Genomic DNA, 23,293 nt, shown 5'->3' with positions numbered 1-23,293 from the left:
CCGGTCCGGCAGCCCGGGTCCACCCGGGCCTGAAGCGCGAAGTGGCAGATCACGGCAGTGTTTCCGAAGAACACTGCCGTGATCTGTCACCTCGGCGATTACACGGGCACCGGCGGCATTACGCCGGCTTCAGCTCGTAGCGTCGCTCGGGGCGCCCCGCGCCGTACTTGAGGCGGACCTCGACCCGCGCCTCATCGTGGAGGTATTCGAGGTAACGGCGTGCGCTCACCCGGGACGTGCCCAGCAGGTCCGCGACTTCCGCCGCTGACAGATCCGCCTCGGCAGTCTGGAGCACATCCACCACCAGTCGGAGGGTCTCGGCGCTGCAGCCCTTGGGGAGGCGGACTTCCGCCCGTTCGGCGCGATCGGTGCGTTCCAATCCAAAGACCCGGTTCACGTCCGCTTGTTCGGCTACGTCCTTGGCCAGGTCCAGGCCCTGGTAAGCGTTGCGGTAGTGCTCCAGCCGCTCCTGCAGGTCCGACTGCGAAAACGGCTTGATCAGGTAGTGGACAATTCCGCCGCGCAGGGCCCGGCGGACGGTCTCGACCTCGCGGGCCGCGCTGATCACCAGGACGTCCAGTTCCGGCGCTGTCTCCCGCAGCCTGGCCATCAGATCCAGTCCGTTGATGTCGGGGAGGTGAATGTCCAGCAGGACCAGGTCAGGCTGCAGTCGGGCGGTTTCCGCCAGCGCCTGGGCTCCCGTATGCGCGAGGCCGACGACGGCGAAGCCCGGCGTGCGCTGAATAAAACCGGAGTGGACTTTCACCACCATGAAGTCGTCGTCGACGATCAGAACGTTAATCACAGCCGGCCCACCTTTCCTTTCCCGTGCGCCCGCTTGGCCGGCGCCCTTTTCAGCCGGGCCGTAAAGACCGCCCCGCCGTCGTTAACTACCGCGAGGGCTCCGCCGCTGCGCTGGCAGACCACCCGCGAAAGTGCCAGGCCGAAGCCCCGGCCGCCACCGGGGCCGGGTTGTTTGGTACTGAACCCCTGGCGGAAAATTTCCTCGGCCGCCGCGCCGTCAATGCCCGGGCCGGTGTCCCGGACGGTCACAACAACTTCCCCGCGGCTGTCCTCGACGAGGACCCGGACGGAAGCCTCCGCCGCGCCCGTGACGGCGTCGAGGGCGTTGTCCACGAGGTTGCCCACAACGGTGGTCAGATCCCGGGAAAGTTCGTCCTCCACCCTCGACAGTGACGAAGCGGGGTCCAGCTGCAGCAGCACCCCCCGCTCCACGGCGAGGCTCGATTTGGCAATGAGCAAAGCGGCGAGCGCCGGGTCCTGGATGCGGCTGGTCACGTCGTCGTTGAGCCGCGTGCGGTCGACGGTAACGCCGTTGACGAACTGCACCACGGACTCGTACTCGCCAATCTGGATCAGCCCCGAAATGACATGCAGCTGGTTGGCGAACTCGTGGGCCTGCGCCCTGAGGGTGTCAGTGGCCGTTCGTGTTGCACCCAGTTCGCGTTCAAGCGATGAGAGCTCAGTCCGGTCACGCAGGGTGGCAACGGAACCCATGACCCGACCCTTGGACCGAATAGGCACCCGGTTCATTACCACCAGGCGCTCCCCCACCAGGACCAGCTGGTCCTGCCCGGGTTGTTCGCCTGTCATCACTTCCTTGAGCGCCGGTTCAACCGGCAGTCCGGCCAGATCCTTTCCCACGCAATCCGCCGGCAGGCCCAGCAGCGCCCGGGCACTGTCATTCGCCACGGTAATCCGACCGCGGAGGTCCAGGGCCACCACGCCCTCTTTGAGCCCGTAAAGCATCGCCTCGCGGTTCTCCACCAAGCCGGAGATTTCGCTCGGCTCCATGCCGAGGGTCTGCCGCTTCACCCTGCGGGAGAGCAGGAGGGAACCGGCCACTCCCAGGACGCTGGCCACTCCCAGATAGGTCAACAGGTTCGGGACGGCGTCCCCCAGCCGCTCCCACGTGGATGGGTAGTTCCGGCTGATCGACGCAATACCGATCATGGTGCCGGAATCGTCCAGGACCGGGACGTGGGCCGAAAGCACCGGGATGGCTGTTCCTCCCACCACCCCCGTCCAGGCCCGGCCTTCCATCACCCGGCTCGCACCAAGCTCCAAGGGCCGGCGCAGCAGTCCGGGGTCGCTCGACGCCACCACGGTGCGGTCGATCCGGGCAAGGGCCACCCGCGCGGACCCGGAGACAGTGCGCACCGACTCGGCGACGGCGGACAGCGCCGCGCTGCCCCGGGGCTCCGCCGAGGGCAGCAACGCACGCACGGTGGGATTGTTGCCCAGCGCTTCGGCCGCGGACAGGGCCCGTCGCCCCTCGACCCGCTCAAACGCGGCCGCCGACTGGGCCAGGGAGATGGCCACGACGCCGACCAGGACCGCCAGGACGATCAGCAGCTGCAGGACCAGGTACTGCCCGGCGAGGGACATTCCTCTTCGTCGAGTCACGAGCCGTTCTTCCCAATTCTTTGTTGTGGTTCCGCGGGCTTCCTCGAAGCGGAGGCACCGGGTGCGTCCGCGAAGGTCCCAAGCTCCGGCGGTGGGGTGAACTATACCCCACCGCCGGCTAACGTTTCCGCCGCGAATTTAGGCATGGTTGGGAGCCTGAAACGTGAACGAAATGAACTTAACTTTCTCTGCTTACACAAGAGTGATGCCCGTCACTTCGCCGCCTAACATCAAAGCACCAGTCAGTTTTGCTGACCAGTTTCACCGAGAACTTTACTGAGAAGAGGAACACCATGCGCCAAGTCCGCGCATTGCGAATTGCCGCCGTCGCTGCCGGCATCGCCCTGATGGCCACCGGTTGCGGGGCCACCGCAAAGAGCTCACCGAGCGGCAGCTCCAGCGCTTCCGCCGGCCCCGTCACCGGGCTCCAGATCCTGGTCCCCAACACGGCCGGGGGCGGCTACGACACCACCGCACGGGCGGCAGCGAAGGTTCTCGACGACGAGAAGATCGCCGCCAACACCGAGGTCTTCAACCTCGCCGGCGCCGGCGGAACCGTTGGCTTGGCCCGCGTGGTCAACGAAAAGGGCAACGGCGACCTCGCCATGCTGATGGGCCTGGGCGTCGTCGGCGCCAGCTACACCAACAAGTCCACGGCCAAGCTGACGGACACCACGCCGCTGGCCAGGCTGATTGAAGAGCCCGGTGCCATCATGGTTGGCAAGGATTCGCCCTTCAAGACCATTGATGACCTGGTGAAGGCGTGGAAGGCCAACCCGGGTTCCATTGCGGTCGGCGGCGGGTCCTCGCCGGGCGGCCCCGACCACCTGCTTCCCATGCAGCTCGCCGGAGCAGTGGGAATCGACGCCACCAAGGTCAACTTTGTCTCCTACGACGGCGGCGGCGACCTCCTCCCGGCCATCCTGGGCAACAAGCTCGGCTTCGCGGCCTCCGGCGCGGGCGAATACCTCAAGCAGATCGAATCGGGCGAGGTCCGCGTCCTGGCTACCAGCGGCGCCGAGCGGCTGGACGGCGTTGACGCTCCCACTCTCAAGGAATCCAACATCGACCTGGTGTTCACGAACTGGCGCGGCGTCGTCGCCCCTCCGGGGATCAGCGACGCCGACAAGGCAAGCCTGATCGCAGCCCTCGAGAAGATGCACGGCACCGCGGCCTGGAAAGAAGCGCTGAAGACGCACAGCTGGACCGATGCTTTTGTCACCGGTGACGAGTTCAAGACGTTCCTGACGGAGCAGGACAAGCGGGTGGCGGACGTCCTCACGAAGCTTGGTTTGGCGTGAGTTCTGCACCAACGGCGGCCTCACGGCTCACCGGCCGCCCCGAGCTGGGGGTCGCCCTCCTGCTCGGGGCGGCCGGCGTGGTGGTCTTCCTCGACGCCAACGGCCTGACGACGCCGTACTCGCAGTCGGATCCGGTGGGCCCGAAAACGGTCCCCTTCATCGTGGCCGGCCTGCTCATCGTCTGCGCCCTGCTGCTGGCCGTGGACGTATTGCGGGGCGGCAAGGGCGAAGCCGAAGGCGGCGAGGATATTGACCTGGCGCATCCCGTGGACTGGAAGACCGTGCTGCCCCTCGTGGGCGCCTTCGTGGCCAACATTCTGCTCATCGACTGGGCCGGTTGGGTGATTTCGGGAACAATTCTGTTCTGGGGCAGCGTCTGGGCCCTCGGCGGGCGGCACTTCGTCCGTGACGGCCTCATTTCCCTGGCCTTGTCGGTCCTGACCTTCTATGGCTTCTACCTGGGCCTCGGAATCGCCCTGCCTGCCGGTTTGCTGGAGGGGGTTCTCTGATGGATGTCTTCTCCTCGCTCATGGACGGTTTCGCCACCGCCCTTACCCCCATGAACCTGCTGTACGCGGTGATCGGCGTGGTCCTCGGCACCGCCGTGGGCGTCCTGCCGGGCCTGGGCCCGGCCATGACCGTGGCCTTGTTGCTCCCTGTCACCTACGCCCTGGAACCGACCAGCGCGTTCATCATGTTCGCCGGCATCTACTACGGCGGCATGTACGGCGGCTCCACGACGTCCATCCTGCTCAACACCCCCGGCGAGTCCTCCTCGGTGGTCACGGCCATCGAAGGCAACAAGATGGCAAAGGCCGGAAGGGCGGCGCAGGCTTTGGCCACCGCAGCCATCGGTTCGTTCGTTGCCGGAACCATCGGCACCACACTGCTGGCAGTGTGCGCGCCGATCGTGGTCCAGTTCGCCGTCAGCCTGGGCTCGCCCAGTTACTTCGCGATCATGGTGCTCGCTCTGCTGGCGGTCACAGCCGTACTGGGTTCCTCCCGGCTGCGTGGATTCGCGTCGCTGGGCCTGGGCCTGGCAATCGGACTCGTTGGCATCGACTCCGTCACCGGCCAGCAACGCCTCACCTTCGGTCTGCCGCTGCTGGCCGACGGCCTGGACATCGTGGTGGTGGCGGTGGCCATCTTCGCCGTCGGCGAGGCACTGTGGGTTGCCGCGCACCTGCGCCGCAGTCCCCTGCACATCATCCCGGTGGGCCGTCCGTGGATGGGCAAGCAGGACTGGAAGCGGTCCTGGAAGCCCTGGCTCCGCGGCACTGCCTTCGGATTCCCCTTCGGAGCCCTTCCGGCAGGCGGCGCGGAGATCCCAACCTTCCTGTCCTACGTGACGGAGAAGAGGCTCTCCAAGCACCCCGAGGAATTCGGCCACGGCGCCATCGAAGGCGTTGCCGGCCCGGAAGCCGCCAACAATGCCGCAGCTGCGGGCACGCTGACGCCCATGCTGGCACTGGGCCTGCCCACCAACGCCACGGCCGCCGTCATGCTGGCAGCCTTCACGTCCTACGGCATCCAGCCCGGCCCGCAGCTGTTCTCCAGCGAGGGGCCGCTGGTCTGGGCGCTGATTGCCAGCCTCTTCATCGGCAACCTGCTGCTCCTGATCATCAACCTTCCGCTGGCACCGGTCTGGGCGAAGCTCCTGCAGCTCCCCCGCCCGTACCTCTACGCCGGGATCCTGTTCTTCGCCACGCTGGGCGCCTATTCGGTGAACCTGCAGGCATTCGACCTGGTGATGCTGCTGGTCCTTGGTGCGCTGGGGTTCATGATGCGGCGCTTCGGGCTTCCCGTCCTGCCGTTGGTCCTGGGCGTAATCCTGGGGCCGCGCCTCGAGGGGCAGTTGCGCAAGACGCTCCAGCTCTCCGCCGGCGATCCGGCCGGTCTGTGGAGCGAGCCGATCGCCGTCGGGGTCTACGTCATCGTGGCTATCATCCTGCTGTGGCCGTTCGCGTCCAAGCTGATCCGCCGCAACCGCCCGGAGCGCGGCTCACTGCTTCCAGCCAATTCCGGCGCAGCCGACTACAGCGACTGAGTAGGCGCCCCCGCGCCTTTCGCCAAACCCATCTACCCACATTCAGCAGAATCAAGGAGCTACCATGACGATCGTGGTGGGATACGTCCCGACACCCGAGGGCGAAGCAGCACTGGCCCAGGCCATTGGTGAGGCGCGGAAAAGCAGCAAGAGGCTGCTGGTCATCAACTCCTCCAAGGGTGATGCGCTGGTGGATAACCGGTACGCGCAGGAGCCAGAGATCCAAAGCATCGAAGACCGGCTCGCTGCTCAGGGAATTGACCACGTGATCAAGCAGCCGGTCCGTGGCCATGATGCGGCCGCGGAGGTACTGGATGCCGCAGAGGAGCACAATGCTGATCTGATTGTGATCGGTCTGCGCCGCCGCACCCCCGTGGGCAAGCTGATCTTGGGCAGCACGTCCCAACGGATACTGCTTGAGGCGGAGTGCCCGGTGCTGGCAGTAAAGGCCGGCCCGCAGCCCTAATCGACGGGAGCATGCGGGCGCCGTCGGCATATAAGAAGCCGCAAAACATGAAGCACGGGCCGGGAGTCCTCAGACTCCCGGCCCGTGCTTTCGTTTTTTACTGGTAGCTGCGGCGCTGCTGAGCCCGAGATGACACTTAGCGGCAGTGCCAGAGTGAAACACTGCCGCGACCTGCCACCTCGTGGAGGCGAGTGTCAGGCCCGGCCCGCGCGGCGCAGTGTGGCCTCGGCGTGCCTGAGGATGGGCCCGTCGATCATCTTTCCCTGGTACTGGAACACCCCGGAGCCGGCGGCAGCGGCGGCGTCGAGCAGCTCCTTGGCCGCGGCTACCTCCGCCTCGGACGGGGCGTAGGCTTCGCGGACGACGGCGACCTGGTTCGGGTGGATGCAGGCCTTCGAGCCGAAACCGGAGGCGACGGCGTCCCGGGCCTCGGCGGCGAGGCCTTCCAGATCCGGGATGTTGACGTAGACGGAGTCGATTGCGTCCTTGCCGGACGCCCGGGCGGCCAGCAGCACGGTGGAGCGCGCGTGCAGCGCCACGGCGCGGTAGCCGCCGTCGTCATTCCGGCTGGAGGTGCCGCCGAGCGAGGCGAGCAGGTCCTCGGCGCCCCACATCAGGCCCACCACATTGGGCTCCGCGGCGATGGCGGCGGCGTTGACGATGCCGGCGGCCGTCTCGCACAGGGCGATCACGCTGTAGCCCTCAAGCTCCCTGAGCTGGGCGGCGCTCTCTGCCTTGGCGAGCATCACGTGCCGGTACGGGGTGTGCTTCAGGCAGTGCAGGTCCTTTTCGAACTCTTCCGTGCCGGCCGGGTTGATCCGGATGATCGTGCGGCTGGGGTCCAGTTCAGGGACGTCCCCGGCGGAGCCCAGCTGGGCGAGGATCGCGCCGCGGGCGCGCTGCTTGTCCGCCGGGGCGACGGCGTCTTCGAGGTCCACAATCACAGCGTCGGAACGCTCGGCGGCCTTTTGGTAGCGCTCGGGACGGTCGGCAGGGCAAAAAAGCAGGGCGGGGCCCATCAGGAAACTCATGTGTCTATTCTGCCCTTTTGTGGGCGTTCTGGGTCTCGGCATGCGCCTCCCGCATCCACATCAGGCAACTGCGGGTCGCCATCGCCACCACGGTGCCGTCCTGGTTCCGACCGGTGTGCTGCATGGTCACGATGCCCTGGCCCGGCCGGGAGGAGGAGGGCCGTTTACCGGTCACCACGGTCTCCGTGTAGAGCGTGTCCCCGTGGTACAGCGGGTGCGGGAAGGACACGTCCGTCAGCCCCAGCTGCGCGATGATGGTGCCCTGGGTCAGCTGCGCGACGGACTGGCCCACCAAGGTGGCGAGGGTGAACATGGAGTTCATCAGCCGCTGGCCGAACGGCTGCCCGGCACTCCACGCCGCGTCCAGGTGCAGCGCCTGGGTGTTCATGGTCATGGTGGTGAACAGCACGTTATCCGTCTCCGTCACGGTCCGGCCGGGACGGTGCGCGTAAACGACGTCCTCTTCGAGTTCGTCGAAGTAGAGGCCGCGCTGTTCGATGACCCGGCGGCCGGCTCCGGGCCCGGGCGTGGCGTTAGTGGTCATACGGTGAGTTCCTGGTCTTCCTCGAAGAGTTCGGCGCCGGTGGCCGCGGCCACGTCCTCCGCGGTGACGTTGGGCGCCAGTTCCCGCAGCACCAGCCGGGACTTACCGCCGTCGGTCACGACGTCGATCACGGCAAGGTCTGTGATGATCAGGTCCACGCAACCCTTGCCCGTGAGCGGCAGCGTGCAGCGCTCTACGATTTTCGGGTTGCCGTTGCGGTCCACGTGCTCCATCATCACGATGACCTTCTTGGCGCCGAAAACCAGGTCCATCGCCCCGCCCATGCCCTTGACCATCTTGCCGGGGATCATCCAGTTGGCGAGGTCCCCGTTTTGCGCCACCTCCATGGCCCCGAGCACCGCCACATCGACGTGGCCGCCGCGGATCATGCCAAAGGAGGCGGCGGAGTCGAAGAACGCGGCGCCCTTGTTGACCGTGACGGTCTCCTTGCCCGCGTTGATCAGGTCCGGGTCCACCTGGTCCTCGGCCGGGTACGGCCCGACGCCGAGGATGCCGTTCTCCGAGTGCAGCACCACCTCAACGCCGGCCGGAATGTAGTTGGGGATCAGCGTCGGCATCCCGATGCCCAGGTTGACGTACTGGCCGTTGTGCAGCTCCTGCGCCACCCGGGCGGCCAGCTCGTTGCGCGTCCAGCCCTTGCTCTCCACCCCGGCGGGGTGCTCGACGGCGGAACGCCGGTATTCGTGGCGGACCGCTTCGGGCCGGGGCGGGGCTCCCTGCGAGTTGTTCGTCTCCACGGCTAGGCTCCTGGCTGCTGGGTGGTTGTGGATGGCACCGCGACGGTGCGCTTTTCGATCCGTTTTTCCGCCTGGGGCGCGAGGACCACCCGCTGGACGAAGATCCCGGGGACGTGGACGTGCTCCGGGTCCAGCTCGCCCGGCTCCACCAGCTCCTCGACCTCGGCGATCGTGACCCTGCCGGCCATGGCGCAGAGTGGATTGAAGTTCATCGCGGTGGCGTGGAACACCAGGTTGCCGTGCCGGTCGCCCTTCCAGGCGTGCACCAGCCCGAAGTCCGGGGTCAGTGCCTCCTCCAACACATAGTCGGCGCCGTGGAAGCTGCGGACCTCCTTGGCCGCGGAGGCGATCGCGACGTTCCCGTCGGCGTCGTACTTCTGCGGCAGGCCGCCGTCGGAGACCTGGGTGCCGACGCCGGCGGGCGTGTAGAAGGCGGGGATGCCGGCCCCGCCGGCCCGCAGTTTCTCGGCCAGCGTGCCCTGCGGGGTGAGGACCACCTCGAGTTCCCCGGCCAGATACTGGCGGGCGAATTCCTTGTTCTCCCCCACGTAGGAGCTGATGGTGCGGCGGATCCGGCCGTCCTTGAGCAGGATGCCGAGCCCCCAGTCGTCCACGCCGCAGTTGTTGCTCACGGTCTCCAGGTTGGTCGCGCCGCCCTCGTGCAGGGCGTCGATGAGGGCCACCGGGATGCCGCACAGCCCGAAACCGCCGACGGCGAGCGAGGCGCCGTCGTGGATGTCCGCGACGGCCTCGGCGGCGCTGGCAACAACTTTGTTGATCATCGCAGGATCCTTCCGGCCGGCTACAGTCCCAGTTCGCGGGCGATCAGCATCAGCTGGACCTCCGTGGTGCCCTCGCCGACTTCAAGGATCTTGGAGTCGCGGTAGTGGCGCGCCACGGTGAATTCGTTGATGAAGCCATAGCCGCCGAACACCTGGGTGGCGTCCCGCGCGTTGTCCATGGCTGCCTCGCCTGCGACCATCTTAGCGATGGCGGCCTGCGTCTTGAACGGCTTGCCGGCGAGCATCCGGGCGGCCGCGTCGTAGTACGCCAGCCGGGCCGTGTGGGCACGTGCTTCCATCCGGGCGATCTTGAACGCGATGGCCTGGTACTTGCCGATGTTCTGACCGAAGGCGCTGCGCTCCTTGGCATATTTCACGGCCTGGTCCACGCAGCCCTGGGCGGCGCCGACGGCCAGCGCAGCGATCGCAATGCGGCCCTCGTCAAGGATGGAGAGGAAGTTTGCGTAGCCGCGGCCACGGGTGCCGAGCAGGTTCGCTTCCGGAACGCGGACGTCCGCGAGAGTTAGCGGGTGGGTGTCCGAGGCGTTCCAGCCGACCTTGTTGTAGGCCTTCTCCGCCGTGAAGCCGGGCGTGCTGGTGGGCACCAGGATGGTGGAGATTTCCTTCTTGACGCTGCCGTCCGGGCGGTCCTCCTGGCCGGTGACCGCGGTGACGGTGACGAGTTTGGTGATGTTGGTGCCGGAGTTGGTGATGAACTCCTTGTTGCCGTTGATAATCCATTCACCGCCTTCGAGGCGCGCGGCGGTCTTGGTGCCGCCGGCGTCGGAGCCAGCCTCGGGCTCGGTCAGTCCGAAGCCTGCGAGCGCCTTGCCGGAGGCCAGCAGCGGCAGCCATTCCTGCTTCTGCGCGTCGCTGCCGAAGCGGTGGATCGGCATGGCGCCGAGCGAGACGCCGGCCTCCAGGGTGATGGCGACCGACTGGTCCACCCGGCCGAGCTGTTCGAGCGCCAGGGCCAGGGCGAAGTAGTCCCCGCCCATGCCGCCGAACTCTTCCGGGAACGGCAGGCCGAACAGGCCCATGTCCGCCATCTGGGAGACGACCTCGTAGGGGAAGCTGTGCTCTTCGTCGTGCTTGGCGGAAACCGGGGCCACCACCTGGTCGGCGAATTCGCGGACGGTGTCGCTGAGGTCCTGGTAGTCCTCGCTGAGTTCAAAGTCTGGCATGGGGGTGACTCCTGTGTCTGGGGTGGCTGTGGCGTGGTGTGGTGTGGTGTTGAAAGTGTGGCGTGCTAGTCCGCGGCGCCCATGGCGATGACGGCTTCCTCGACGGTGTCCTCCGCCTTCGAAGGTGCCGAGGGTTCGTGCGGGTGGATGGTGGCGAGGACTTGGTCGGCCTTGACGAGGTCTCCGGCGCCGGCGCTGAGATGCACCTTGCCGTCGAGCGGCGCCACGAGCTGGTGCTCCATCTTCATGGCCTCCACCGCGAGCAGGACCTGTCCGGCCTCCACGGGGTCGCCGTTGCCGACCGAGACGGACACCACCGTGCCCGGCATCGGCGAGCGCACCGCGGGGTCGGCGGCACCTTCCTCGCGTTCGACGGCGGCGAGCACCCGGGCGAGCCGGGTCTCCCTGGTGAGCACCTCGAGCCGGCAGGACCAGCCGTCGTGGCCGAGGAAGAGTTCCGTCGGCGCCCCGGGGGCCGGGTTGTCCCAGCTCGGAATGACCGGGCCGGTGTACACCGGCGCGAACGCGAAGGCCGTGCTGTCGCCGTCGAGGTCCAGTTCCCCCTCGCAGCGGCTGGTGGGCCGCCACAGCGCCTTCCGCTGTGGACCACCGTCAACGGACACCCGGACGAACCCTGCCGCCGGGTGGTCTGCAACGGACACCGCAGCGACGCCGCCGTCCGGCGTCCCGAGGCTGATCCGCAGCGGCACCCGGGCACCGAGCCGCCAGCCGTCCCGGCGCTGCCATGGCCCGCCTGCGGGCTCGGACTGATACTGCTGCTCGGTCTGCGCCAGCGCGAAGAGGGCAGCGGCAACCAATTCGGCCTCGCCCACGCGCCGGAAGCTGAAGTCCGGCATCTTGCGCTCGATCAGGCCGGTATCAAGCCGGCCGGCGCGGACGTCGGCGTCGTTGATCAGCAGGCGGAGGTACTCGACGTTGGTGTCGATGCCCAGCGCCGTGTACTCGGCGAGCGCCTCGTTCAGGGTGTCCAGGGCCGCGGTGCGGTCCCGCCCCCAGGCGATCACCTTGGAGATCATCGGGTCGTAGCTCGAAGAGATCTCCAGGCCCTGGACCAGCGCCGAGTCCACCCGGACGCGGCCATGGGCCGTTTCAACGTCGTTGCGGGCAGCCGCACTGGGCCGCTGTGCGGGGCCGGGGATTTCATCGAGCAGCAGCACCGTCCCCGTGGACGGCAGGAAGTTCTTCTCCGGCACCTCGGCGTACACCCGGGCCTCCACCGAGTGGCCGGTGAGCACGACGTCGTCCTGGCGGATGGTGAGTTCTTCGCCGGCGGCGATGCGGACCTGCCATTCGACCAGGTCCACGCCGGTGACCATCTCGGTGACCGGGTGTTCGACCTGCAGCCGGGTGTTCATCTCCATAAAGAAGAACTCGTCCGGGGCGTTGTCCGAGACGAGGAACTCCACGGTGCCGGCGCCGGAGTAGTTGACGCTGCGCGCGGCCTGGCAGGCGGCCTCGCCCAGACGGGCCCGGATGTCCGCGCCATCGGGCAGGGATTCGAGCAGCGGGGACGGGGCTTCCTCGATGACCTTCTGGTGGCGGCGCTGCAGCGAGCACTCGCGCTCGCCGAGGTGGATGACGTTGCCGTGGTTGTCCGCCAGCACCTGGACCTCGATGTGCCGCGGCGTCGTGACGAGCCGTTCCAGGAACAGGGTGTCGTCGCCGAAGGCGCTCGCCGCGACCCGCCGGGCGGTGGCCAGGGTGGCTTCCAGGTCCTCGGGGCGTTCGACGACGTGCATGCCCTTCCCGCCGCCGCCGGCCGAGGGCTTGATCAGCAGCGGGAAACCGACGCCGGCCGCCGCCTCGATCAACTGCTCGTCGCTCATTCCGGGTTCCGCGATGCCAGGGACGACCGGGACGCCGTAGCCGGTAACGTGGTTCTTGGAGCGGATCTTGTCGCCCATGACGTTGAGTGATTCGATGCCGGGGCCGATGAAGGTGATCCCCGCCTTTTCCAGGGCGCGGGCGAAGTCGACGTTTTCGCTCAGGAAGCCGTACCCGGGGTGCACGGCTTCGGCGCCGGTGTCGCGGCAGGCCTGGACGATGGCGTCGATCTTCAGGTAGCTCTCGGTAGCGGCCGCGGGACCGATCCGGACGGCGACGTCGGCTTCACGCACATGGCGGGCGCCGGCGTCGGCGTCGGAATAGACCGCCACCGAACGGATGCCGAGGGCGCGCAGGGTGCGGATCACGCGGCAGGCGATCTCGCCGCGGTTGGCGACCAGGACGGTGCCGAAGAGCGGCTTCGTGGGGGTTGAGGTAACAGTCACAGGTGGCTCACATCCGGAACAGGCCGAAGGAGGTCTCCGGCAGCGGGGTGCGGGAGACGACGTCGAGCGCCAGTCCCAGGACGGTGCGGGTGTCCGCGGGGTCGATCACGCCGTCGTCCCAGAGGCGGGCGGTGGAGTAGTAGGGGCTGCCCTGGTCCTCGTATTGGGCCTTGATGGGGGCCTTGAAGGCTTCCTCGTCCGCGGCGGACCATTCCTCGCCGCGGGCCTCGTACTGGTCCCGTTTGACGGTGGCGAGCACGCTGGAGGCCTGGTTGCCGCCCATCACGGAGATCCGGGACGCCGGCCACATCCAGAGGAAGCGCGGCGAGTACGCGCGGCCGCACATCGAGTAGTTGCCGGCACCGAAGGACCCGCCGATCACCACGGTCAGCTTGGGCACACGGGCGGTGGCGACGGCGGTGACCATCTTGGCGCCGTTCTTGGCGATGCCGCCCTGTTCGTAGTCCTTGCCGACCATGAAGCCGGAGAGGTTCTGCAGGAAGATCAGCGGGATGCCGCGCTGGTCGCAGAGTTCGATGAAGTGCGCGCCCTTGAGCGAGGACTCGCTGAACAGCACGCCGTTGTTCGCCACGATGCCCACCGGGTGGCCGTGCAACTTCGCGAAGCCGGTGACCAGGGTGGTCCCGTAGTTCTTCTTGAATTCGTGGAAGCGGCTGTTGTCCACCAGCCGGGCGATGACCTCGCGGACGTCGTACGGGGCGTTGACGTCGGTGGGCACCGCGCCATAGAGCTCGTCCGGGTCGGCAACGGGTTCGACGGCGGTGTCCACCTCCCAGACGGGGGGCGCCGGCTTCGGCAGGGTGGAAACGATGTCCCGGACAATCTGCAGGGCGTGCTCATCGTTCTCGGCCAGGTGGTCGGTGACGCCGGAAATCTTGGAGTGCACCTCGCCGCCGCCAAGTTCCTCGGCCGTGACAATCTCCCCGATCGCCGCTTTCACCAGGGGCGGACCGCCCAGGAAGATGGTCCCCTGGTTGCGGACGATCACGGTCTCGTCGCTCATCGCCGGGACGTAGGCGCCGCCGGCGGTGCAGGACCCCATCACGGAGGCGATCTGCGGGATCTTCGCCGCGGACATTTTCGCCTGGTTGAAGAAGATCCGGCCGAAATGCTCCTTGTCCGGGAAGACCTCGTCCTGTTTGGGCAGGAACGCACCGCCGGAGTCCACGAGGTAGATGCAGGGCAGCCGGTTCTCCAGCGCGATTTCCTGTGCCCGGAGGTGCTTCTTCACCGTCATCGGGTAATAGGTGCCGCCCTTGACCGTGGCGTCGTTGGAGATGACCAGGACCTGGCGGCCGTGGACCAGGCCGATCCCGGCAATCACGCCGGCACCGGGCGAATCGCCGTCGTACATGCCGTCCGCGGCCAGCGGGGCGATCTCCAGGAAGGGGCTGCCATCGTCGAGCAGCCGGTCGATCCGTTCGCGCGGCAGGAGCTTACCGCGCGCCACGTGGCGTTCCCGGGACTTTTCCGGGCCGCCCAGCGCGGCCGCGGCGAGGCGTTCCTTCAGCTCCCGGGCCAGCCCGAGCTGCGCCTCGCGGTTCGCGGCGAAGCCTGGGCTCCCGGCATCCACCTGGCTGGCGATTGTCTCCATTGACTGCTTCCGTCCTCGGCCGTACGGCGTTCACCCCAGCGGGGCGTCCCGTCTATTTCGGTTAGTAACGCATAACTGAGATTTAGGTTAGTCTCTATTAACTGTGATGTCCAACACAGGACAGTTTCCCGCAGGACAGTCGAGAAGGGGACGCGCCGGTGACCGAGTCCAGCCAGACCACCCAGCGAAGCCAGGCCAAGCAGAACCGCCGGAAGGCGCTGCTTACTGCGGCCGCCGCCCTCTTCGCCGCCGACGGGTTCAACCGTGTCTCACTGGAGGACCTGGGCGCCGCAGCCGGGGTCAGCGGCCCCGCCGTTTACCGCCACTTCGCCGGCAAGCAGGCGGTCCTCGGTGCCTTGCTGCTCAGTGTCAGCCAGGACCTGCTGGAAGGCGGGCGCGCCGTGGTGGCGGGGTCCGACGGCGCGGCCGCGGCCCTCGCCGGCCTGGTCGAGTTCCACGTGGACTTCGCCCTGAGCAACGCGGATGTCATCCGGGTCCAGGATCAGGACTTCAGCAACCTCGAAGACGACGACGAGGCCGAGGTCCGGACACTGCAGCGCAGCTACGTTGAGCTCTGGGTGGACGTCCTGGCCGGCCTGCATCCGGACACGGACCCGGCCGAGCTGCGGATGCGGGCCCACGCCACCTTCGGCCTGATTAACTCCACGCCGCACTCGGTGCGGAACCACGGCCGCCGGATGGCCCTCAAGCGGGCCCGGCCGCTGCTGGAAAGCATGGCCCTGGCCGCCCTGACGGCACCGGCAACTCCCCCGCCCCTCGGCTGACGCCGGCTCTCCCACGGCGCATAAACCGGCCGCGCTCCGGGGGCACTTTGGCGCGGACACGCCGACATCCGGGGCCCCGGCGTCGAAAATTGCCCTCAAAGTGCCCCCGGACGGCAAAAGACCGGGCACCCACGACGTGGATGCCCGGCCTTCTTTTTCGAAACGGCTAGACCATCGCCAGGGCCATGCCGGGGTCGGCGAGGATGGCGCCCAGGTCTTGCAGGAAGCGGGAACCCTGTTCGCCGTCGACCAGCCGGTGGTCGAAGGACAGGCTCAGCGTCATGACCTGGCGCAGTGCCACCTCATCCTGGTACTCCCACGGCATCTTCCGCACCGCGCCGAGCGCCAGGATGGCGGCCTCGCCCGGGTTGAGAATGGGCGTGCCGGCGTCGATGCCGAAGACGCCGATGTTCGTGATGGAGATCGTCCCGCCGGAGAGGTCCGCCGGGGCGGTCTTCCCGGCCCGCGCCGTATCCGTCAGTTCGGTCAGCGCCGTGGAAAGCTCCAACAAGGACATCCGGTCCGCGTCCTTGATGTTCGGCACGGTCAGTCCCCGGGGCGTGGCGGCCGCGATGCCGAGGTTGACGTAGTTGAACTGGACGATCTCCTGGTTGGCCTCGTCCCACCGGGCGTTGAGCGTCGGGTGGTTGCGCAGCGCGATCAGCACGGCCTTGGACACCAACGTCAACGGCGTCAGCTTGTAGCCGGCGAAAGCGCGGCTGGCCTTCAGCCGGCCCAGCAGTTCCATGGTGGGCGTGACGTCGAGCGTGAGGAACTCGGTGACATGCGGGGCCGTGAAGGCGCTGGACACCATGGCCGCAGCGGTGAATTTCCGCACGCCCTTGATCGGCGTCCGGGTTTCCCGCTCGCCCTGCGCGGGCGAGGGCGCAACGGTCTGGTCGCCGGCCAGTTCCCGGGGTGCGACCGGAAGGTCGCCGCCGCCGACGAAGTTCCGTACGTCGTCGCGGGTGATAAGCCCGCGCTCCCCCGTGCCGGTGATGGCCGCGAGGTCGACGCCGAGATCCTTGGCCAGCTTGCGCACCGGCGGCGTGGAGCGCGGACGCTCGGCCGGGTGTGCGCCGGCGGGCTCCGGTGCAGCCGGGGTCTCAGCCGGGACAACCGCCGTGGCCGGGGCCTGGGCCCGCTCGACGGCGGGTGCGACAGCCGTCGCTTCGGCGGCTGCCGGGGCTGCCGCGGCGGCGAAGCTGCGGGCGCGTCGGGCCGGACGGCCGGAGCCTTCCAGCACCGCGCCGTAGCCGACCAGGTTCGGTTCGCGCTTGGCGGGGGCATCGCCGGCATCAGCGGCGCCGCCGTCGCCCTCGATCTCGAAGGAGACGATCGGCTTGCCGACCTCCACCACGGTGCCCGGCTGCTCATGCAGTGCCGTCACGACGCCGGCGAACGGTGAGGGCAATTCCACGACGGCCTTGGCGGTTTCCACCTCGGCGATGATCTGGTTGAGCGTGACGGTGTCCCCGACGCCGACCTTCCAGGCGACGATTTCTGATTCCGTCAGGCCTTCGCCGAGGTCCGGGAGCCGGAATTCCTTAATCATGGTGGCGCTCATCCTTCCAGCCCGCTCAGGGAGTTGGGGCGGCCGAGGGCCCGGTCGACGCCGTCGAGGATCCTGTCCAGGCCCGGCAGGTGGTGCATTTCAAGCTTTGAGTACGGGTACGGGACGTCGAATCCGGTCACCCGCACGGGTGCGGCTTCGAGGTGGTAGAAGCAACGCTCGGTGATGCTGGCGGCCACCTCCGCGCCAAGACCGCCGGTCTGGCTGGCCTCGTGCGTGATGAGGAGCCGGCCGGTTTTGCGGACCGACGCTTCCAGGGTGGCGAAGTCCAGCGGGGCCAGCGAGCGCAGGTCGATCACCTCGATGGAGACGCCTTCATCAGCAGCCGCGAGGGCGGCATCGCGCGCGGTTTTGACCAGCGGGCCGTAGGCGACCAGCGTCACGTCGGTGCCTTCAGTGACAACGCGCGCCTTCTCCATGGACAGGGCGGTGGAGAGGTCGAGCGACTCGTCCACTTCCCCCTTGTCGTGGTACCGGCGCTTCGGTTCAAAGTAGAGCACCGGATCGTCCGAGGCGATGGCCTGCTGGATCATGGTGTGGGCGTCCTGCGGGTTGGACACGCTGACCACCCGCAGGCCCGAGGTGTGGGTGAAGTAGGCCTCGGGCGATTCGGAGTGGTGTTCCGGCGAGCCGATGCCGCCGCCGAAGGGCACGCGGATGGTGATGGGCATCTTGACCGCGCCCTGGGTGCGGTAGTGCATCTTGGCGACCTGGCTGACGATCTGGTCGAACGCTGGGTAGATGAAGCCGTCGAACTGGATCTCCACCACCGGGCGGTAGCCGCGGTAGGCGAGGCCGACGGCGGTGCCGAGGATGCCGGATTCGGCGAGCGGCGTGTCCACCACGCGGTGCTTGCCGAAGTCTTTTTGCAGGCCGTCGGTGACGCGGAAGACGCCGCCGAGGGTACCGATGTCCTCGCCCATCAGGATTACCTTGGGATCGTTTTCGAGGGACTTGCGCAGGCCCGAGTTAATGGCTCGGGCAAAGGTCATCTGCGTCATCAGCGTGCACCTTCTTCGGAAGCGGCTTCTGCGGGATCGCCGAAGGAAGCCAGGTAACGGGTGTAGTGGTCCTGCTGGCGCTCCAGCGAGGAGTTGGGCGTGCTGTAGACGTGCTTGAAGATGTCCAGCGGCTGGGGTTCCGGCATGTTGATGGTGCCGGAGCGCAGTTCCTTGGCCACGGCGTCTGCCTTGGCGGCGACGGCGGCTTCCAGCTCTGCGGTCAGCAGGCCCTTGCGGTCGAGCAGGGTCTTGAGCCTGGCGATCGGGTCCTTGGCGGCCCAATCCTCGAGCTCGTTGGCGTCCCGGTAGCGGGTGGGGTCGTCCGCCGTCGTGTGCGGGCCCATCCGGTAGGTGACGGCCTCGATGAAGGTGGGTCCGCCGCCGTGGCGGGCCCGGTCGAGGGCGATCCGGGTGGCGGCCATGACGGCCAGCACGTCGTTGCCGTCCACGCGCATGCTCGGAATGCCGAAGCCGGAGGCGCGGTCGGCGATCTGGATGTGGGACTGCAGCATCACCGGTTCGGAGATGGCCCAATGGTTGTTCTGGCAGATGAACACCACCGGGGCCTGGAAACTCGCCGCGAAGACCATGGCTTCGTTGACGTCGCCCTCGCTGGTGGCGCCGTCGCCGAAGTAGGCCACGGCCACCGAGTCGGCGCCGTCGTTCTGGATTCCCATTGCGTACCCGGTGGCGTGCAGCGACTGCGCGCCGATAATGATCTGCTGCGTCGCCACGTTCACCGTGTAGGGATCCCAGCCGGCCAGGGCGTTGCCGCGCCAGGCCTTCACGATGTCCGCCGGCCGTACCCCGCGGCAGTAGGCGACGCCGTTGTCCCGGTAGCTGGGGAAAACGAAGTCGTCGTCGCGGAGCGCGCGCGCCGAGCCGATCTGCGACGCTTCCTGGCCGAGCAGCGGGGGCCAGAGTGCCAGTTCGCCCTGGCGCTGCAGGGCGGTGGCCTCGGCGTCGATCCGGCGGATGGCGACCATGTCCTCGTAGAGCGAGGCGAGCTGTTCATCGCTGACGTCCTGGACCCAGGCGTCGAACTCCGGATGGCTTATGCGTTCACCCCCCGGGGTGATGAGCTGGACGAGATCGCCGCCCGAGCGCCTGTTTGATTCTGCACTGTTCCCGGGGCCGCCGGCGGCAATGCCGCCCTTGCCCGCGTCGTCGGTAAACACAGTTTGTCCGCAACCTTCTGACGTCGTCTGACCCTGCCCGCGGAACTCGTGATCCCTACGCGCGACGGCCACCCGGGCGCCGTTGCCCCGGATAATTGTGACCCTACTCACAACTGGCATTGGGTACAACCACCCTCAAAAAAATTGAGCATTCTGCCCTGTGTGGGGATCTGCGACCGTGCTAACCTTGCGCATTATGCAAGCTCTGGATGGCACTGACACCCGCCTGCTTTCGGCCATGGCGCGGGATCCCCGCCGCACCGTCGTGGCGCTGGCCCAGAAGCTGGGCTTGTCCCGGAATACCGTGCAGGCCCGGATGGCCCAGCTGGAGAAAAAGCACGTCTTCCTCTCCTTTGAACGCCGCATCAACCCGGCCGCCCTGGGCTATCCCCTGATGGCCTTCATCTCCGTCCACGTCCAGCAGCAGAAGCTGGGCCAGTTGGCGGTGGAGCTGGCCGGCATCCCGGAAATCCTGGAGGGCTACGGCCTCACCGGTTCGGCGGACCTGCTGCTCCGCGTGGTCGCCCTCGACGCCGAGGACCTGTTCCGGATCAACGGCAAGATCCTCGCCTGCGACGGCGTGGACCGCACCGATACCGCCCTGGCCATGGGCGAACTGATCCCGTTCCGGATCCAGCCGCTGCTGGAACGCGGCGCCGCGGAGTCGTAAGCAGCGGATGCGACGACGCGGCGCCCTGAGCAGCTGACGCGGCAACCCCCGCCACACAAAGAGGAACCCCCGTGCTGATGCACAGGGGTTCCTCTTCGTTAGTTGCGGCCGCCCGGGCCGGCAGGGTTGTCGTTCCCTGCCGGCCCTTGCCCGGCCGGCGTGCGGTTAGTGGTTGGTGGCCTTTTCGGCGCCCACCCCGGTCAGGGAGCGGACCTCCATCTCGGCCTGCTTCGTGGTGTCTTCGAGCTTCTTGTCCAGGACCGTGCCCAGCCAGCCCAGGAAGAAGGCCAGCGGGATGGAGACGATGCCGGGGTTGCTCAGCGGGAAGATCGCGAAGTTGGCTCCCGGGATCATCGACGTCTTGGCGCCGGAGACCACCGGGGAGAGCGCGATCAGGATGATGGCGGAGCCGAGGCCGCCGTACATACTCCAGATGGCGCCTTGCGTGGTGAACTTCCGCCAGAACAGCGAGTAGATGATGGTCGGAAGGTTGGCCGAGGCCGCCACGGCAAAGGCCAGGGCCACGAGGAAGGCCACGTTCTGACCGTTGGCGAAGATACCGCCGATGATGGCGAGCAGACCGATCACGACGACCGTGCGGCGGGCAACCTTCACCTCGGTATCGGCGTCGGCCTTGCCCTTCGCAATGACGCTGGCATAAATGTCATGCGCGAAGGACGCCGCCGCGGTGATCGTGAGACCGGCTACCACGGCGAGGATCGTGGCGAACGCCACCGCGGAGATGAAGCCGAGCAGCAGCGGACCGCCCAGGTGGAAGGCCAGCAGCGGTGCTGCCGAGTTAACCCCGCCCGGGGCGCCCTTGATCGTGTCGGCACCAACCAGCGCCGCGGCGCCGTAGCCCAGGACCAGCGTGAACAGGTAGAAGATGCCGATCAGCCAGATGGACCACACCACGGACTTGCGGGCTTCCTTGGCGGTCGGAACCGTGTAGAAGCGCATCAGCACGTGCGGCAGGGCCGCGGTGCCGAGCACCAGGGCCAGGCCCAGGGACATGAAGTCAAGTTTGGAGGTCTCGGTCTTGCCATACTGCAGGCCGGGGTTGAGCACGGCCGGGTTTTTCGAGGTTTCAACCGCGCCGCCGAGCAGATCGGAGAGGTTGAAGCCGTAGATCGCCAGGACCCAGAAGGTCATAACGGCCGCGCCGGCAATGAGAAGCATGGCCTTGATGATCTGCACCCACGTGGTGCCCTTCATGCCGCCGATCAGCACATACATGATCATCAGGGCGCCGACGACGATGATCACGAGCGCCTGTCCGCCCCAGTCGCTGATGCCCAGCAGCAGCGAGATCAGGCTGCCGGCTCCGGCCATCTGGGCCAGCAGGTAGAAGAAGCAAACAGCCAGAGTCGAGATGGCCGCAGCGATGCGGACAGGTCGCTGCTTGAGCCGGAACGACAGGACGTCGGCCATGGTGAACTTGCCGGTGTTACGGAGCAGTTCAGCCACCAGGAGCAGCGCAACAAGCCAGGCCACCAGGAAGCCGATGGAGTACATAAAGCCGTCGTAGCCGTTAATGGCGATGGCGCCGGTGATGCCGAGGAACGAAGCCGCGGAAAGGTAGTCGCCGGCAATCGCGGTGCCGTTTTGCGGGCCCGTGAAGGACCGGCCCGCAGCGTAGTAGTCCGCCGCGGTCTTATTGTTCCGGCTGGCCCTGATGACGATCACCATGGTGATCGCGACGAACAAGGCGAAAATGCCCATGTTCAGCAGGGTGGTGTCTTTGAGATCCGCAACGTTGACCGCGGGAACCATAAAACTCATTTCGCTTCTCCGCTCACTCGGTTGCCGTGCTTGTCGAACTCGTGGCCTTCGATTCCGTGACGGATCTCGGCGGCGATCGGGTCAAGTTTCCGGTTCGAGTAGCTGACGTACCAGCCGGTGATGGCGAACGTGGAGACGAACTGCAGCAGGCCCAGGATCAAGCCGATGTTGATATTGCCCCAGACCTTGGTGGACATGAAGCCCACCGCGTAGTCGGCCAGCAGGACGTAGGCGAAGTACCACAGCAGGAATGCGATGGCCATCGGGAAGACAAAGCTGCGGTGACGTTTGCGCAGTTCTTGGAACTGCTCCGTGGATTGGACTTCCTTGAAGTCCACGAACGCCGGTGCGTCCGTTTCTTGGGCTTCGTGACCCATCGTTCCTCCTCATTGAGACTGGCGAGCCACCGCCCGTTACCCCGGCGTCCGGTGAATACCCGAGCTCCGGTAGACATACTTCCGGCGCGTGTGACTGCAATCACTGTGCACCGTGATGCGAGTTACATTCCAGCACCGCCGTGTTTCCTGTCGCTCAACGGTCGAAACGCTGCGCCCAACGGCACCTTGCGGCCGTCCGCCGCGGCTGCCCGGCCCGACGGCGGCCTGCCGCGCTACGCTGGCAGCATGCCGGACTCTCCCCTGTTCACCGCCGCGGCGATCGCCGTGATCGCCTTGGCGATCGCCGTCGTCGTGGCCGTTGGCCTCAAGGTTCTGCGTTCCTTCCGCGAGCTGGGCACCGACGTCGAACGCGCCACGTACAAGACGCTGCACGCTGCCTCGCGTGCCGGCCAGTATCTGCGCACCGGCCTCAACCCGGCCGGGGCGGCCAAGGCGAGCCGGCAGCTGCGCAGCCTGCTGGGCTGCGACGCCCTGGCGATCACCGACACCACCGGTGTACTGGCCTGGGACGGTGCTGCGGAAGAGTTGAAGCCGGCCCTCATGGGCCTTGCCGCCAAAGTGCTGGAGGGCGGCCACACCGCCGTAATCCCGGCCGGAGAACTGCAACTGCTCGCCAACGGCAACGCCTCCGCGCCGCTGGCCCCCGGTGTGGAACGGGCCGTGGTGATCGCCCCGATCAAGGCCGGCACCCGGGTGGTGGGCGTGGTGGCGGCCTTCGCCCCGGCGGCCGGGGCGGGGCTGGTCCGGGCCACCAGCGAAGTCGCCGACTGGGTGGCGACGCAGGTGGAACTAGCCGAGCTGGACGCCTCCCGGACACTGCTGATGGAGGCAGAAGTCCGTGCGCTCCGGGCGCAAATCAGCCCGCACTTCATCTACAACTCGCTCAACGCGATCGCCTCGTTCATTAACACCGACCCGGTCCGGGCCCGCGAACTGGTGGTGGAGTTCGCCGACTTCACCCGCTACTCCTTCCGCCGGCACGGGGATTTCACCACGCTGGCCGAGGAACTGCGCTGCATCGACCGGTACCTGCTCCTGGAGCGGGCGCGTTTCGGCGACCGGGTGCAGGTGAGCCTGCGGATCGCGCCGGAGGTGCTCAGCACGGTCATCCCGTTCCTGAGCCTGCAGCCGCTGGTGGAGAACGCGGTCCGGCACGGGCTGGAGGCCAAGGAGGGGCCGGGGCACATCAGCATCACCGCCAACGATTCCGGCGCCTTCGCCGAGGTGACGATCGAGGACGACGGCGTGGGCATGGATCCGGAGAAACTGCGCGCCGTCCTGGCCGGGCACAGCGACGGCGAGCACGTCGGCCTGCATAACGTCGACGCCCGGCTGCGGCAGGTCTACGGCGAGGACAACGGCCTGGTCATCGAGACGGCCCCCGGCGAGGGCACCCTAATCACCATGCGGGTACCCAAGTCCCAGCCGCGGCATGACGCCTGAGACCGGCGCGGCGGCTG

At 67.5% G+C, this 23,293-nt stretch carries 21 protein-coding genes; 7 read left to right on the top strand and 14 right to left on the bottom strand.

What is annotated here, in order from left to right:
- Nucleotides 1-118: 118 nt before the first annotated feature.
- Both ABIN76_RS08595 and ABIN76_RS08590 read right to left on the bottom strand, forming a co-directional pair.
- Nucleotides 119-805, bottom strand: a complete 687-nt coding sequence (locus tag ABIN76_RS08595) for a response regulator (RefSeq protein WP_346959285.1) — start codon at nucleotides 803-805, stop codon at nucleotides 119-121.
- Nucleotides 802-2,409: a sensor histidine kinase gene (locus tag ABIN76_RS08590; RefSeq protein WP_346959322.1), complete on the bottom strand. Its 1,608-nt coding sequence runs from the start codon at nucleotides 2,407-2,409 to the stop codon at nucleotides 802-804. The genes ABIN76_RS08595 and ABIN76_RS08590 overlap by 4 nt, the downstream gene beginning before the upstream one ends.
- A gap of 311 nt (nucleotides 2,410-2,720) precedes the next feature.
- On the opposite strand from ABIN76_RS08590, the gene ABIN76_RS08585 reads away from it, so the two are divergent.
- The 4 genes from ABIN76_RS08585 to ABIN76_RS08570 all read left to right on the top strand — a co-directional run bounded on the left by ABIN76_RS08585 (nucleotide 2,721) and on the right by ABIN76_RS08570 (nucleotide 6,241).
- Nucleotides 2,721-3,728 carry a tripartite tricarboxylate transporter substrate-binding protein gene (locus ABIN76_RS08585; RefSeq protein WP_346959284.1) on the top strand — a complete coding sequence of 336 codons (1,008 nt, stop codon included), beginning with the start codon at nucleotides 2,721-2,723 and terminating at the stop codon, nucleotides 3,726-3,728.
- Entirely contained in the window at nucleotides 3,725-4,237 is a 513-nt protein-coding gene (locus ABIN76_RS08580) for a tripartite tricarboxylate transporter TctB family protein (RefSeq protein WP_346959283.1), read from the top strand. The genes ABIN76_RS08585 and ABIN76_RS08580 overlap by 4 nt, the downstream gene beginning before the upstream one ends.
- Nucleotides 4,237-5,775 (top strand): tripartite tricarboxylate transporter permease, encoded by a 1,539-nt coding sequence (locus ABIN76_RS08575; RefSeq protein WP_346959282.1) that lies wholly within the window; start codon nucleotides 4,237-4,239, stop codon nucleotides 5,773-5,775. The genes ABIN76_RS08580 and ABIN76_RS08575 overlap by 1 nt, the downstream gene beginning before the upstream one ends.
- A gap of 64 nt (nucleotides 5,776-5,839) precedes the next feature.
- Nucleotides 5,840-6,241, top strand: coding sequence for a universal stress protein (locus ABIN76_RS08570; protein WP_346959281.1), 402 nt, complete (start codon nucleotides 5,840-5,842; stop codon nucleotides 6,239-6,241).
- A gap of 194 nt (nucleotides 6,242-6,435) precedes the next feature.
- Here ABIN76_RS08570 and ABIN76_RS08565 read toward each other — a convergent pair whose 3' ends face one another.
- The 7 genes from ABIN76_RS08565 to ABIN76_RS08535 all read right to left on the bottom strand — a co-directional run bounded on the left by ABIN76_RS08565 (nucleotide 6,436) and on the right by ABIN76_RS08535 (nucleotide 14,446).
- Entirely contained in the window at nucleotides 6,436-7,272 is an 837-nt protein-coding gene (locus ABIN76_RS08565; RefSeq protein WP_346959280.1) for a CoA ester lyase, read from the bottom strand.
- 4 nt (nucleotides 7,273-7,276) lie between these two features.
- Nucleotides 7,277-7,816, bottom strand: coding sequence for a MaoC family dehydratase (locus ABIN76_RS08560; RefSeq protein ID WP_346959279.1), 540 nt, complete (start codon nucleotides 7,814-7,816; stop codon nucleotides 7,277-7,279).
- Nucleotides 7,813-8,574, bottom strand: coding sequence for a CoA transferase subunit B (locus tag ABIN76_RS08555; protein ID WP_346959278.1), 762 nt, complete (start codon nucleotides 8,572-8,574; stop codon nucleotides 7,813-7,815). Before ABIN76_RS08555 ends, ABIN76_RS08560 begins: the two co-directional genes overlap by 4 nt.
- A gap of 2 nt (nucleotides 8,575-8,576) precedes the next feature.
- The gene (locus ABIN76_RS08550) at nucleotides 8,577-9,356 is read right to left on the bottom strand and encodes a CoA transferase subunit A (RefSeq protein ID WP_346959277.1); all 780 of its coding nucleotides are present in this window, start codon (nucleotides 9,354-9,356) and stop codon (nucleotides 8,577-8,579) included.
- A gap of 20 nt (nucleotides 9,357-9,376) precedes the next feature.
- On the bottom strand, nucleotides 9,377-10,540 hold the full coding sequence (locus tag ABIN76_RS08545; protein WP_346959276.1) for an acyl-CoA dehydrogenase family protein: 1,164 nt from the start codon (nucleotides 10,538-10,540) through the stop codon (nucleotides 9,377-9,379).
- Between the two features lie 65 nt (nucleotides 10,541-10,605).
- A complete protein-coding gene (locus tag ABIN76_RS08540) occupies nucleotides 10,606-12,831 on the bottom strand; it encodes a biotin carboxylase N-terminal domain-containing protein (RefSeq protein ID WP_346959275.1) in 2,226 nt (741 codons plus the stop codon).
- A 7-nt stretch (nucleotides 12,832-12,838) separates the two neighbouring features.
- On the bottom strand, nucleotides 12,839-14,446 hold the full coding sequence (locus ABIN76_RS08535) for a carboxyl transferase domain-containing protein (RefSeq protein ID WP_346959274.1): 1,608 nt from the start codon (nucleotides 14,444-14,446) through the stop codon (nucleotides 12,839-12,841).
- A 158-nt stretch (nucleotides 14,447-14,604) separates the two neighbouring features.
- Here ABIN76_RS08535 and ABIN76_RS08530 point away from each other — a divergent pair, with 158 nt between their 5' ends.
- The gene (locus ABIN76_RS08530; protein ID WP_346959273.1) at nucleotides 14,605-15,231 is read left to right on the top strand and encodes a TetR/AcrR family transcriptional regulator; all 627 of its coding nucleotides are present in this window, start codon (nucleotides 14,605-14,607) and stop codon (nucleotides 15,229-15,231) included.
- A 166-nt stretch (nucleotides 15,232-15,397) separates the two neighbouring features.
- Here the strand turns inward: ABIN76_RS08530 and ABIN76_RS08525 are convergent, their stop codons facing one another.
- From ABIN76_RS08525 to pdhA, 3 genes are read right to left on the bottom strand one after another with little or no spacing between them, the layout of a single operon-like run.
- A complete protein-coding gene (locus ABIN76_RS08525; protein ID WP_346959272.1) occupies nucleotides 15,398-16,798 on the bottom strand; it encodes a dihydrolipoamide acetyltransferase family protein in 1,401 nt (466 codons plus the stop codon).
- Nucleotides 16,795-17,805: an alpha-ketoacid dehydrogenase subunit beta gene (locus ABIN76_RS08520; protein WP_346959271.1), complete on the bottom strand. Its 1,011-nt coding sequence runs from the start codon at nucleotides 17,803-17,805 to the stop codon at nucleotides 16,795-16,797. Before ABIN76_RS08520 ends, ABIN76_RS08525 begins: the two co-directional genes overlap by 4 nt.
- Nucleotides 17,805-18,983, bottom strand: a complete 1,179-nt coding sequence (pdhA, locus tag ABIN76_RS08515) for a pyruvate dehydrogenase (acetyl-transferring) E1 component subunit alpha (RefSeq protein ID WP_346959270.1) — start codon at nucleotides 18,981-18,983, stop codon at nucleotides 17,805-17,807. Before pdhA ends, ABIN76_RS08520 begins: the two co-directional genes overlap by 1 nt.
- Before the next feature lie 196 nt (nucleotides 18,984-19,179).
- Between pdhA and ABIN76_RS08510 the strand changes: the two genes are divergently transcribed.
- Entirely contained in the window at nucleotides 19,180-19,653 is a 474-nt protein-coding gene (locus ABIN76_RS08510) for an Lrp/AsnC family transcriptional regulator (protein ID WP_346959269.1), read from the top strand.
- A 165-nt stretch (nucleotides 19,654-19,818) separates the two neighbouring features.
- Here ABIN76_RS08510 and ABIN76_RS08505 read toward each other — a convergent pair whose 3' ends face one another.
- Both ABIN76_RS08505 and ABIN76_RS08500 read right to left on the bottom strand, forming a co-directional pair.
- The gene (locus ABIN76_RS08505) at nucleotides 19,819-21,435 is read right to left on the bottom strand and encodes a cation acetate symporter (RefSeq protein WP_346959268.1); all 1,617 of its coding nucleotides are present in this window, start codon (nucleotides 21,433-21,435) and stop codon (nucleotides 19,819-19,821) included.
- Nucleotides 21,432-21,812: a DUF485 domain-containing protein gene (locus ABIN76_RS08500; RefSeq protein ID WP_346959267.1), complete on the bottom strand. Its 381-nt coding sequence runs from the start codon at nucleotides 21,810-21,812 to the stop codon at nucleotides 21,432-21,434. Before ABIN76_RS08500 ends, ABIN76_RS08505 begins: the two co-directional genes overlap by 4 nt.
- Nucleotides 21,813-22,058: 246 nt before the next feature.
- Between ABIN76_RS08500 and ABIN76_RS08495 the strand changes: the two genes are divergently transcribed.
- On the top strand, nucleotides 22,059-23,276 hold the full coding sequence (locus ABIN76_RS08495; RefSeq protein ID WP_346959266.1) for a histidine kinase: 1,218 nt from the start codon (nucleotides 22,059-22,061) through the stop codon (nucleotides 23,274-23,276).
- Nucleotides 23,277-23,293: the final 17 nt, after the last annotated feature.

It is taken from the genome of uncultured Arthrobacter sp. (assembly GCF_964021775.1).
GTDB lineage: Bacteria > Actinomycetota > Actinomycetes > Actinomycetales > Micrococcaceae > Arthrobacter.
Note: the sequence above shows the minus strand (reverse complement) of the source record. Positions and strands in the feature narration are given on the sequence as shown.

Coding starts and splice junctions, on each gene's coding strand:
- ABIN76_RS08590 (WP_346959322.1), bottom strand. CDS start 2,409: ATGTCCCTCGCCGGGCAGTACCTGGTCCTGCAGCTGCTGATCGTCCTG.
- ABIN76_RS08585 (WP_346959284.1), top strand. CDS start 2,721: ATGCGCCAAGTCCGCGCATTGCGAATTGCCGCCGTCGCTGCCGGCATC.
- ABIN76_RS08575 (WP_346959282.1), top strand. CDS start 4,237: ATGGATGTCTTCTCCTCGCTCATGGACGGTTTCGCCACCGCCCTTACC.
- ABIN76_RS08570 (WP_346959281.1), top strand. CDS start 5,840: ATGACGATCGTGGTGGGATACGTCCCGACACCCGAGGGCGAAGCAGCA.
- ABIN76_RS08565 (WP_346959280.1), bottom strand. CDS start 7,272: ATGAGTTTCCTGATGGGCCCCGCCCTGCTTTTTTGCCCTGCCGACCGT.
- ABIN76_RS08560 (WP_346959279.1), bottom strand. CDS start 7,816: ATGACCACTAACGCCACGCCCGGGCCCGGAGCCGGCCGCCGGGTCATC.
- ABIN76_RS08550 (WP_346959277.1), bottom strand. CDS start 9,356: ATGATCAACAAAGTTGTTGCCAGCGCCGCCGAGGCCGTCGCGGACATC.
- ABIN76_RS08545 (WP_346959276.1), bottom strand. CDS start 10,540: ATGCCAGACTTTGAACTCAGCGAGGACTACCAGGACCTCAGCGACACC.
- ABIN76_RS08535 (WP_346959274.1), bottom strand. CDS start 14,446: ATGGAGACAATCGCCAGCCAGGTGGATGCCGGGAGCCCAGGCTTCGCC.
- ABIN76_RS08525 (WP_346959272.1), bottom strand. CDS start 16,798: ATGAGCGCCACCATGATTAAGGAATTCCGGCTCCCGGACCTCGGCGAA.
- ABIN76_RS08520 (WP_346959271.1), bottom strand. CDS start 17,805: ATGACGCAGATGACCTTTGCCCGAGCCATTAACTCGGGCCTGCGCAAG.
- ABIN76_RS08510 (WP_346959269.1), top strand. CDS start 19,180: ATGCAAGCTCTGGATGGCACTGACACCCGCCTGCTTTCGGCCATGGCG.
- ABIN76_RS08505 (WP_346959268.1), bottom strand. CDS start 21,435: ATGAGTTTTATGGTTCCCGCGGTCAACGTTGCGGATCTCAAAGACACC.
- ABIN76_RS08500 (WP_346959267.1), bottom strand. CDS start 21,812: ATGGGTCACGAAGCCCAAGAAACGGACGCACCGGCGTTCGTGGACTTC.
- ABIN76_RS08495 (WP_346959266.1), top strand. CDS start 22,059: ATGCCGGACTCTCCCCTGTTCACCGCCGCGGCGATCGCCGTGATCGCC.